The 9761-nt window shown below is 50.4% G+C and carries 16 protein-coding genes; 3 read left to right on the forward strand and 13 right to left on the reverse strand.

Going from position 1 to position 9761, the window contains the following annotated elements:
* Positions 1 to 113 precede the first annotated feature (113 nt).
* Positions 114 to 737, forward strand: a complete 624-nt coding sequence (locus ACZRN6_RS33790) for a recombinase family protein (RefSeq protein ID WP_153436272.1) — start codon at positions 114 to 116, stop codon at positions 735 to 737.
* A gap of 23 nt (positions 738 to 760) precedes the next feature.
* On the opposite strand, the gene ACZRN6_RS33795 is transcribed toward ACZRN6_RS33790, so the two are convergent.
* The 6 genes from ACZRN6_RS33795 to vapB (ACZRN6_RS33820) form a co-directional block, all read right to left on the reverse strand.
* Positions 761 to 985 (reverse strand): hypothetical protein, encoded by a 225-nt coding sequence (locus ACZRN6_RS33795; RefSeq protein ID WP_464009807.1) that lies wholly within the window; start codon positions 983 to 985, stop codon positions 761 to 763.
* Between the two features lie 19 nt (positions 986 to 1004).
* On the reverse strand, positions 1005 to 1280 hold the full coding sequence (locus tag ACZRN6_RS33800; protein WP_464009808.1) for a hypothetical protein: 276 nt from the start codon (positions 1278 to 1280) through the stop codon (positions 1005 to 1007).
* 22 nt (positions 1281 to 1302) lie between these two features.
* The gene (locus ACZRN6_RS33805) at positions 1303 to 1608 is read right to left on the reverse strand and encodes a hypothetical protein (RefSeq protein WP_464009809.1); all 306 of its coding nucleotides are present in this window, start codon (positions 1606 to 1608) and stop codon (positions 1303 to 1305) included.
* Between the two features lie 11 nt (positions 1609 to 1619).
* Positions 1620 to 1784: a ribosome modulation factor gene (locus ACZRN6_RS33810; RefSeq protein ID WP_463890163.1), complete on the reverse strand. Its 165-nt coding sequence runs from the start codon at positions 1782 to 1784 to the stop codon at positions 1620 to 1622.
* A 251-nt stretch (positions 1785 to 2035) separates the two neighbouring features.
* Entirely contained in the window at positions 2036 to 2434 is a 399-nt protein-coding gene (gene vapC, locus ACZRN6_RS33815; protein ID WP_464009810.1) for a type II toxin-antitoxin system tRNA(fMet)-specific endonuclease VapC, read from the reverse strand.
* Complete coding sequence (gene vapB / locus ACZRN6_RS33820; RefSeq protein ID WP_464009811.1) at positions 2434 to 2664, reverse strand: type II toxin-antitoxin system VapB family antitoxin; 231 nt, start codon at positions 2662 to 2664, stop codon at positions 2434 to 2436. Before vapB (ACZRN6_RS33820) ends, vapC (ACZRN6_RS33815) begins: the two co-directional genes overlap by 1 nt.
* A gap of 260 nt (positions 2665 to 2924) precedes the next feature.
* Between vapB (ACZRN6_RS33820) and ACZRN6_RS33825 the strand changes: the two genes are divergently transcribed.
* Complete coding sequence (locus tag ACZRN6_RS33825) at positions 2925 to 3260, forward strand: FxLYD domain-containing protein (RefSeq protein ID WP_064455148.1); 336 nt, start codon at positions 2925 to 2927, stop codon at positions 3258 to 3260.
* Positions 3261 to 3269: 9 nt separating this feature from the next.
* Here ACZRN6_RS33825 and mobP1 read toward each other — a convergent pair whose 3' ends face one another.
* The 7 genes from mobP1 to ACZRN6_RS33860 form a co-directional block, all read right to left on the reverse strand.
* Entirely contained in the window at positions 3270 to 4415 is a 1146-nt protein-coding gene (gene mobP1 / locus ACZRN6_RS33830; RefSeq protein ID WP_464009812.1) for a MobP1 family relaxase, read from the reverse strand.
* 2 nt (positions 4416 to 4417) lie between these two features.
* The gene (gene ddp1, locus ACZRN6_RS33835) at positions 4418 to 4960 is read right to left on the reverse strand and encodes a DNA distortion polypeptide 1 (protein WP_464009813.1); all 543 of its coding nucleotides are present in this window, start codon (positions 4958 to 4960) and stop codon (positions 4418 to 4420) included.
* Between the two features lie 809 nt (positions 4961 to 5769).
* Positions 5770 to 6216, reverse strand: a complete 447-nt coding sequence (locus tag ACZRN6_RS33840; protein WP_464009814.1) for a hypothetical protein — start codon at positions 6214 to 6216, stop codon at positions 5770 to 5772.
* A gap of 15 nt (positions 6217 to 6231) precedes the next feature.
* Positions 6232 to 6633 carry a type II toxin-antitoxin system tRNA(fMet)-specific endonuclease VapC gene (gene vapC / locus ACZRN6_RS33845; protein WP_464009815.1) on the reverse strand — a complete coding sequence of 134 codons (402 nt, stop codon included), beginning with the start codon at positions 6631 to 6633 and terminating at the stop codon, positions 6232 to 6234.
* Positions 6626 to 6865, reverse strand: coding sequence for a type II toxin-antitoxin system VapB family antitoxin (gene vapB / locus ACZRN6_RS33850; RefSeq protein ID WP_463890175.1), 240 nt, complete (start codon positions 6863 to 6865; stop codon positions 6626 to 6628). Before vapB (ACZRN6_RS33850) ends, vapC (ACZRN6_RS33845) begins: the two co-directional genes overlap by 8 nt.
* Positions 6866 to 7654: 789 nt before the next feature.
* Positions 7655 to 8686 carry a hypothetical protein gene (locus tag ACZRN6_RS33855; protein WP_463890177.1) on the reverse strand — a complete coding sequence of 344 codons (1032 nt, stop codon included), beginning with the start codon at positions 8684 to 8686 and terminating at the stop codon, positions 7655 to 7657.
* Between the two features lie 210 nt (positions 8687 to 8896).
* Positions 8897 to 9100 (reverse strand): hypothetical protein, encoded by a 204-nt coding sequence (locus ACZRN6_RS33860; RefSeq protein WP_463890179.1) that lies wholly within the window; start codon positions 9098 to 9100, stop codon positions 8897 to 8899.
* Between the two features lie 339 nt (positions 9101 to 9439).
* Between ACZRN6_RS33860 and ACZRN6_RS33865 the strand changes: the two genes are divergently transcribed.
* Positions 9440 to 9661, forward strand: coding sequence for a helix-turn-helix domain-containing protein (locus tag ACZRN6_RS33865; protein WP_064455141.1), 222 nt, complete (start codon positions 9440 to 9442; stop codon positions 9659 to 9661).
* Positions 9662 to 9761 lie beyond the last annotated feature (100 nt).

Raw genomic sequence — 9761 nt, forward strand, 5'->3', positions numbered from 1 at the left:
CATAAACTGATACGGTTTAGGCCTCCAGCAGCACCTCGTAACGCCGTCTAGGTGAACGCTCAAAGTGATACGCTTCTGTGACAACACTTAAAGTGATACACCGGAGCTGATCCATGTTCATTCGCGCCTACCTTCGTGCCTCTACTACTCAACAAGACGCCACACGAGCCTCCAGCTCTCTGCAACAGTTCGCCCAGGAGCATGAGCAGGTCATTGCTTCCCAGTACATTGAGAATGCCAGCGGTGCGAAGGCCAATCGTCCGGAGCTGGAGCGTCTGCTCGGCGATGCTCACGACGGGGATGTGCTCTTGGTGGAGTCCATCGACCGTCTTTCACGTCTTTCGGAATCAGACTGGAGAATGCTCAAGGCGGCCATCGACGCCAAAGGCCTGCGAATCGTTGCCATTGACCTGCCAACTTCACATCAGGCGATGAGGCTCAGACAAGGTGACGAATTCACCAGCCGGATGCTGGCTGCCATTAACGGGATGATGATCGAGATGATGGCTGCCATTGCCCGTAAGGACTACGAGCAGCGTTTTGAGCGGCAAGCACAAGGTATTGAGAAAGCGAAAGCGAGAGGGGCCTATAAGGGTCGTACAGTGAACTTGGATCTCCACCAGCGTGTGAGGGAGCTGTTGCAGGCTGGAATTGGGATTCGAGCTGCTGCCCGCCATGCTGGGTGCTCGACCACCACTGTGCTCAAAATCCGTAGTCAGACACCGGATTTACCATAAACGCCGTTATTGGTAATGCGGCCTCACTCCGGATTCGGCACCGACTGCACCACCTGCGGATCATCCAGCCAGTAACCACTGCCATGCACGCCTTGCACCCAGGCCCGATTGCGCCGCCACCAATAGGCCAGCTCATTACGCGCGCCCAGCTTGAGCCAGATGATCGCTGCACCAGGGCGCCGCAGCGCATGGGTGGCATCGGTCGGGGCTAAGCCTGGCGCGAGCAGTGGGGATTGTTCAGGCAACATAAAATGGGTTCCTTCCTGTTCAGTTCGTGTCGCGTTGTCGGTTTTTAGGTCGCAGCTTCCAGGCCGCGACCTTGACCGGGAAAAACCACCTGGCCGCCATCCGAGGCGCCAGAATTGCATGCACCTTGGCGTCAGCCATGGCCCGGTCGGCTTCGGCGTTGAACTCCCGCCACGGGTCGGCAGGATCGCCCAGCACCAAGGGTGAACCATCCTCATGGAACACCCGGCCATAACAGCCCGAACAATAACGGCCCAAGTCAGCCGGGGCATCCATGCAATAGAGACAGGTAGCCATAGTGGGTTCCTTTATGAGAGGGCTACTTTTTCGGCTTACGTTTTTTCTGGGGTTCGTCCACCTGGGCTTCCAACCGGGCCAGCCAAAAGGCCCCCAACGACAAAGCCCCAAGGACCAATGCAACCACCACGTGGGACACCACCGACGCCCAATATTTGAAGGGTTCGCTGGCCAGGGTGTAAGTCGTCCGTGGCCCCCACTTGTTGGTGGACATGGTTACGCCGTCCACCAGCTCCTGCACCACGCTAACGACCAGTAAAACCGTGGTAACAACCAGAAGATAACCCACTGCCCTGGTGGCCCATGCGCCAATACGAGGATTCGCCATGTAGTTTCCCTTCAAAAAAGATCGAGCTGTTTGGCCTTCTGGTATCCCCTGAGCCATGAGTTCCTGAACTGGGGGGCTTTGTAGGGACATTCAGATAAAGGGCGCCGGTTCTCCGCATCCAACGCGCCCTTGGCTTCTGCTGTGCGGTGAGGGTTATTGTCTTTGCGCTTATCCATTCCCTGTGGCCCCTAAGTGCGTGCAAGGCACTTTATCAACGCTTCTGCCACACACGGTGGAGCCAAATCACCGGCAAACTTGCGCAGCAAATACAGGTACTTAGGGTCTAGCAGCTTGCAGATTGGCAAACCTCGGACTGTGTTATATTCATGTTCGGACATGATTTTTCCCTCTCAGGATTCGTTGTGTTCCACGCCGGGGATGGTTACAGCCATGCCCCGGCATCCTTCACTTCTACTACGCCTTCCTCTTACACCCAATCCTCAACGCGCAAACCCGGCACGCGGTTAAATTCGCGTAGATTATTGGTGACCAAAATCAGCCCTTGCGAACGAGCGTGCCCAGCGATCATGTGGTCATAAGGACCAATGGGCGTACCCGCTTTGGCAAGTTCTGCCCTCAGTTGCCCTGTGTGCGCTGCCGCATCCTGATCGTATTTCAGGACTTCAAGCCGTGCTGCGAAGCCCTCCACATCAGCCAGGTTTCGCCCTGGGTTAGAGGATTTTTCCGCGCCGTAGATGAGTTCCATCAAGGTCACAGTGCTGATGCACAGTTGGCCGTGGTGCGCTTTGAACACCTCACGCACATGCTCTGGCTTGTTCTTCATGGTGAAGATGCAGATGTTGGTGTCCAGCATGAACTTGAGCATCAAAACGATTCCCGCTCTTGATCGGCGGGCTGCTCACGATCAGCCATAAAATCAGTCGTCACACCTTCACCATCAAACCAGCTATCCCAAGACTCTCCAGCAGGCGTCAGGATTCGCGTTCTGCCTATGGCGATCACATCCACTCGCTTAACATCGTCGGGGAGCGCAGCGGCCTTGGGTAAACGCACTGCCTGGCTACGATTACTTAGAAATACAGAACCTTGTTCCATGCTACACCTCTATGGATATACATAACGTATACCCCATGATAGCCGAGGCGCTGGATATGTCAAAGGGATATACACACCATTTATCGGCGGTAAAAATCAGACTGGGGCCGGGCAGGGTGACTTGTCGCGCTGACCGGCTCCAGTAACCAAGCCGGGGGACGATAGAGAAAACGGACAAAATCGTACGCTGCGCATCCGGCTTTGCCGTGGTTCTTGTACATTGAGGGGTAACACCACACCAATAATTGAAGGATCAACCAATGAAAGCTATTTACGCTCTAGCTGTCGCCGCCTGCATGGCGCTTTCCACGGCGGTTTTCGCCAATGAGCAATCAGGGGTAGAAGTAGGGAACCTACAAGCGATTGCTGGCCCAGCACCGTCGATTTCATACATCACCGGCACGGCCACCAACACCAGGGGCCAGCCATTAAAAAGTGTTTTCGTCCATTTCAATTTGTACGATGCCAATAACGCCCTGGTAGGGAATGCCATTGCCAATGCAAGCAACCTTGCTCCCAATGACACATGGAAATTCAAGGCCGGTGTGACCGTCCCGTATGACCACTTTGTTTTGGTCAAAGTTGACACCTACTGAACAAGAAACTCATAACTTAAAACCAAACCCAAGGCTAATCTTGGGTTTCAACGATTCATCCTTGCGCTGAATGAACTGGAGCTTTTGTTTCATCTGCTTCTTTTGACGTTCTGGACTGTGTAGATTTATCTCATTCTCAGGTTTAGCTATAGACCTTTGCCCGCTGTCGAGACTGGTATTCTCGATTTTCCAGTCATTCCGTTTAACATCCTTGTACCCCTTAACCTCTCCGTTGTTGTCGTATAGCGGCACTTTCACATCTATTGCCCCTGCCTTTTTTAGTCGTATCACACTTCCGACTTTCACCTGTTCACGCTCAATTTCCGCGATAAGATTTTTACCCCAAATGGTCACTTCCTTCTGCCCGCTTACGGTCTTATAGGTGATGTATTGAGAGTGTTTGTTCTTTTTGTCGAACTGGTAATTCGTTGAGCCGAACTCAACCACTTCATAAAGATTACGAGTTCTCTCTGGCTCTTGCTTCAAAGCGTTCTTGAGTGTGAAGTCTCTTTTATGGGTGGCCTTAACGTTGTAGCCCAAGCCTTGGAGTCTTAGACTCATGTTTGTACGTAATTGCCGCAAGTCCTCTTTTTTCAAATCATGCCGTACACCATCCTTGTCGGATATTTTCAGAACCGCATGAACGTGCGGTTTTTCAGTGTTGTCGTGATACGCAAGGACAAAAGCGTTATTCGGATACTTATCTGAAAGCGTTTCACGCACGGTACTGAGTAATTCCTCACGACTAACCTTTTCAGAGGGCGGCGGTGAAAATATGATGTTATGTGTTTGCTTCTTCAACTCGGCAGCTTCGTCAACGTTTTTCGCGTCTGGTGCTTTTATGCCGGATTGAACGATACTTTCTTTTAGTTCGCTGATCCCTTCTTCGCCTTTCCACTCATCGCCATTTTCATCATAAAGACTCAGCTCCCCATCGTGAGAAATATAGTCAAGCGTGTTTTTTATGCCTTTTGCAGTAGTTGCTGACCCGGTAATTTTTACCATGATTTCTTTACTAGGAAGCTGCCGTATTGCCTGCGATGTTTTACCGCCACTCTTATTAGACTGGTTAATTTTGAACGCAAAAGCAGACTTAGAAGCCTGTTCACTTCGCGCCCTTTTAATGCGCCATTCTTTGTCATCATTGGCGGCCATCGCTAACCTCTCATACCTTTACGGTTAAAGCTCCACCTATCAACAGTCGAGTCTTGCAGCTCATCAATTTTCTTAACAGCCATTTCCATGTAACTGTTGAGCGTTTGAATTTCTTTCAAGAATTCAGGATCATTGATTTCAATTTTCTTTGACTGGAACATCATGTGCCGAATGTTTCGGCCAACAGCGTCGATAGCAGTTCTCAACCCACGTATTTTTTTGAGTTCATCTGGCAAGACTTTCGACGTTACCGACATTGAAGAAATAACCCTAAACCTTGCCTCTTTTGATAAAGACCAGCCATGTGCTAAAGCGTGTTTCTTAATAGATTCTTTTTCATCAGTCGATAAATAGAAATACAATCTGTTTGTTTTTTCATCACTCGGAGTTTCATTACTTTCTAAATCGTTGTTTGCTATACTATAAACAAATTTCTTTGCCAAAGAACTAACGGTAACGCCTAGTTCTTTTGCTTTCAACACCGCTCGGTGGTGGACTTCTTCGTCCACTCTAAAGCACACCTTTTTTTCAAATTCTTTACTCATACAAGAGCCTCCGGCAGCGGGGAGAAGCCACAAATTGAATCACGAAGTGACGTCAATTGGGTGCGCTCTCCCTATCCTGCATCCATTCCTTGAAATTGCATCCGTTCTGATAGCTAAATATCGCACAAAAGGGCGAAATGCAAGGCTGTATAAGGGCAAAAATGGAAAACGCAAAGGCTCAGAAGCACGAATAGCTCATAGAGCATTGAGAGAGAAGGGCATTCAAGATTTTAATCATACGGCCAGCGGGTAAGGCACACAGAACCAAAGCAAAGTCTCCAAGTGCTGTCTAAGCCCTAAAGGCTCTCCGCCGTCGCTCCGAACAGGGGCTTGCCCCTGCGCCATTCTGGCTACCCCCCAGCGCTGCACAATCGAACCTATCGGGACCTGACCACATGAATTGCTATTAGTCATGGGACCGTTGCGAAAAACAGGGTTGAACAGAATTGGGGGCTACGCGGCGCATTTATGATTTGTGAAACAACCGCACATTTTTTGTAAGCCGCATAAAAAGCATGCCTTTGAATTTTCCCGATGAAAGGGGTCCCCACTTGTGGGGTTGAATTGGGTGAGGGCGCAGCACGAATTTAACTCTACTGGCGTCGATAACCCCACCTGGCAAGCGTACTTAAAATCAGACGGTTAGTACGTGAATGGCCTGGGTGTTGATTGTTTTATTGCTTTTGTCTTTACCTCAGAGAGAAATACAAAAATGTTTTTGATCTACTCCGGCGAAAGGGGTCCCCGCTTGCGGGGTTGAGTCGGGTGAGGGCGCAGCACGAATAACACCCTCACTTATTTGCAAAATCTCAAGATGGGTATACAACACTATCAACCCAATTAAGGAAAAAATCATATTCGATTTGTTTTACATTCCCTTCTTTAAGTTCATGGTGGACGTGATGAATGAACGCACTAATTTTTGATTCCACAAGTAGTTTTGCTTCTGAGACGTTATCAACACTTAGCGTTTTCATATTCAGTTCAAGATTCGCGGCCTCAATAATCAGGCCAAACAACTCTTTTCGATAGGCGCTTTGTAGCTTTCGTTTACTGGCATCAGTCAAGCAATCTGCATCTAGTTTGTTAACCGCTAAGGAATATTCTGTCTGGTCGATGGTGCCGCTTGCATTCAGCTCCATTAAAAATAATGACACTGCGTTGACAGCGTAGGGTTTTAATTCAATGCCCACATAAGAGGACGTTTCAATAATTTCGTTAAGACCGGTGATGATTAGTTCTTCGTTCGCGCTCATTGTTCATCCGTCCTTTCAAACAATCCAGTTTTCGACAATTAAGCCGTTCACGCGGTTAAATTCGTTTACGTTGTTTGTCACGACGACTAAACCTGAACTCCGGGCATGTCCAGCTATATGCAAATCATCAACGCCTATCGTGATACCTTTTTTCTCCAGGTCCGCACGTATTGACCCGTAATGACAGGCTGCTTTTTCATCGTAGTTCAAAACATCGAGCCGTGAAATAAAGTCCTCCACTGCACGGGTGTTTTTTTCGACGAACGTGCTTTTTTCTGCGCCGTGCATCAGTTCAGCTAGCGTGATGGACGAAATTACCATTCGACCTGCGTTAGAGTTGAATTTCTCCAACACTTCAACAGGCCGACGTTTGATCACATAAATTACGATATTGGTATCAAGCATATATTTAATCATCGAACGGTTCTCTTTCGCTTTGTGCCTGGTCAGCTCGTTCATTCATAAAGTCGCTTGAAACTGACTCGTTGCTAAGGAAAAAGCTATCCCATGTGTTTTCAATAGGTGCAATGATTCGTTCGTGCCCGATTGCGCGCACAATGACTGTTTTAACATCCGCAGGAAATCGCATATCCGCAGGAATACGAATGTTTTGTGTCCGGTTGTTGGTGAATATAGTTCCTTGAGACATAGCGCAGACCTCTTTTAAGGTTATGACCTTCAACGATAATACGCCGTCACTGCTCTATTGCATAGCTCTATAGCATAGGACGTTTCCCCCTGGAGAGCGCATATCTCAAAACGCATGCCTTCACCGAAGGCACATGACGGAGTATGCGTTTCCAATTCTATAAGTAAGCCTGCGCGCACACGCGCCCGGTTGAGCACTGGGGCGGCTTGCCGCCCTGGGGCGATTTATCCGGGTCTTAGCGCCCGAAGGGTGCCCGTAGGGCAGGGCAGGGCAGCTTTATCGCCCTGGGCCGCTGAGACAGGCTGTCACGAGGTCTTAAGGTTGCCGCTTTAGGGTTGCGGGTGCAGGGGTCGCAGACACCTGCCTGGGGTTTGGGGCGAGTAGCCCCATTAGATCGCGCCGTGCCGTAGGCACGACATGCGCGAGCATTATTGCAGCCGGTAGGCTGCCTGATAAAAAAGCTCTCGGCTTGCCGAGGCATTATCACGGCTTACCGTAGGTATGCCGTAAAGCCTTTAAGAAGATAAGAGGAAAAGAACAGAGCCTACTTAAATCAACCTTTACGGCACTTAATATTGGGGAAAAACACTTAATTTCTAACCCATAGGTCAACTTGACAGCATCGCGAGCGTTAGCCTGGTCAAATCAGGCGCAGCACGGTCTTTTTGCGGTTTGATAGGATGGAAATGAGGGCGTAGGCAGGGGGTTGGTACGAAAATACCGCCAGCGGCCCACAAGGAGCCCTCCGAGGCTATCGGATACAGGCTACGAGTGAGGGGTTTTGCGCAGCTATAGCCGCATTCGTCGGGCTAGCCATTCGCTTTGGGAGAGGCCGCCAGCCTTGGCGTAGGCTTCGTTGTAGGCCCGGATGCCGGTGACTGGAACGCCGCCGTTTTGTGCCAGTACCTTAGCTTGGATCATCGCAACGTAAGCCGCCCAGTCACCGTCCACGGCTTCATGACTGTTATCCGGCACTACGTCCTTGGGTTTCTGGTTCTTAACGGCTGGCTTAGGGAGTAAGCCTTTCTTTACCTGCGTGCTCCGCACCTGGGCGGTGACTTTTTTGTATTCATCATCTGTCTGGACGCCGCTTTGGATAGCGCCATTGCGCCAGTCACGCAAAGCCTTGGTGGCCTTGTCGCGCACACGCTTCATAGACAGCTTTGAAATCCGTCCCATGGACATTAAGAACTTTTCGGAAACAGTCTTGATAGCCGGTCGGCCACGCATACCGTCCGGGGTTTCTTCGTACTGTTCAAAGACCTCGATCGCTCCAGCTTTTTTAAACACTTCAACAGCTCGACGGAAACGGCTACAGGCTACCGGGGGATCGCCAGGATTTGCGCCAGGCTCCGTTAGGCCGCACATACGGGCAATTTCATCGAACGTGTAGTTGCGGAATGTGCCGTTTTTCTTGGGTTGGCCAACCCGCAAAGAGCTGTAGTCCATGACGCACACGATGGCCGACCAAATGAGCGATTGCGCCTCGCGGCCTTCGCTTCGATTCTGCCGGGGAGAACCATCGAGATTCTTTTTATCGCTCACATAAGCCAGTAAAGGCACCGAGGCCGGATCGAAAAAGTATTCGCGGGCCTTCTCGATCAGGTCAGTAACGATTTTGAGGCGGTGTCCATCGGCTACCGAGGGAAGGTTTAGGCGATCACTTGCCAGGCGTTCTGGGTTGTGACCACAGCGATTCCCGGTACCCAGATTTTGCCCTGGGTACGGGTAGGGGGTTCGTCCCCACATAATCGCTGTAGTGTCACGCTGGCTATCCTCGCCCTGGGCGGGATCTGCATACGTGGCTGAGGCTAAATCCATGCTCAACGCCTGTCGGGCGGTGAGTGATATTGACATTCCTCGACTTGCAAAAGCCCGAGGCGCTAGCCATAATCAGCTCACCTGTTGGTAAAACGATTTAACCGGCCCCGGTGTCTAAAGTCAGCGCCTGTTAACTTGAGTGTTCCATGAAGCCCCGGCGCCAACCGGGGCTTTTTGGTTTCTGTGTTTTGTGCTACGCCCTCTGTAATCTCATGCCTGCCTTTTAGCCGTCAAATCCAGAGTAATCTGAGGGTCTTTGTCGCCAGCATCTAGTGCTTCGAGATAACGCATTACAGCTTGCCTCAGCTGCTCTGATGCCGTCGTTCCCCTCAATTGCATATCTGCATTAAATCGACGTTTCAACTGCTGCTCGATCTTGAAGTTAACAATCACTTGCTTATCTTCGGTTGGCATCTGTTTGCCTCGCCATACCATACGTATGCCAATAGCTTAGGTGTAAAACCGTTTTACCGCAACTTTTCCTGTGGCTACATCTCCTAGGTGGCGATGAGGCGCAGCCCCTGAAAGCATTAGGGCACAATCAAAAACGAATAAAAATAGCGGAATTCCGCTATATTCGTGTATATAGCGCGCCATTTGCCGTGTTTGCTGGTCCAAATCGCATAATTATTTTTGCTTTTTTTGTCTCATGACCAAATTTGCATCGTTTCCAGCTCCACTTCTTGGGAGCAACATGCTCAACCCCCACTTGCTAACATCCTCAACTGACCGTGAAGACGTGATGCCAAGCCAATGACCAAGCCAGTACCTGCCGAACGTCTGATCTTCGCTCGCAACTTCCGACAAGCACGAAAAAATGCAGGTCTGACCCAGATGGCCATCAAAAAGCTCACGGGATTTGACCAGTCGTGGTTGAGCCAGGTTGAAAACAGTCTGAGTTCTATCAGTCTGGACAATATGGCCGTCTTGGCTAAAGCGGTCGGGGTCCCGCTGTGGAAACTCCTGCTCCCTTAGCCTGGGGTTGTACGCCGGAATCCCAGAAATTTCCGTCAGCCCAGCTCCAGTCCCGCCACGAGCGCATCCAGGTCGATGAACTTGCCGTCAGTCTGGAAGG

It is taken from the genome of Pseudomonas sp. A125 (assembly GCF_055409485.1).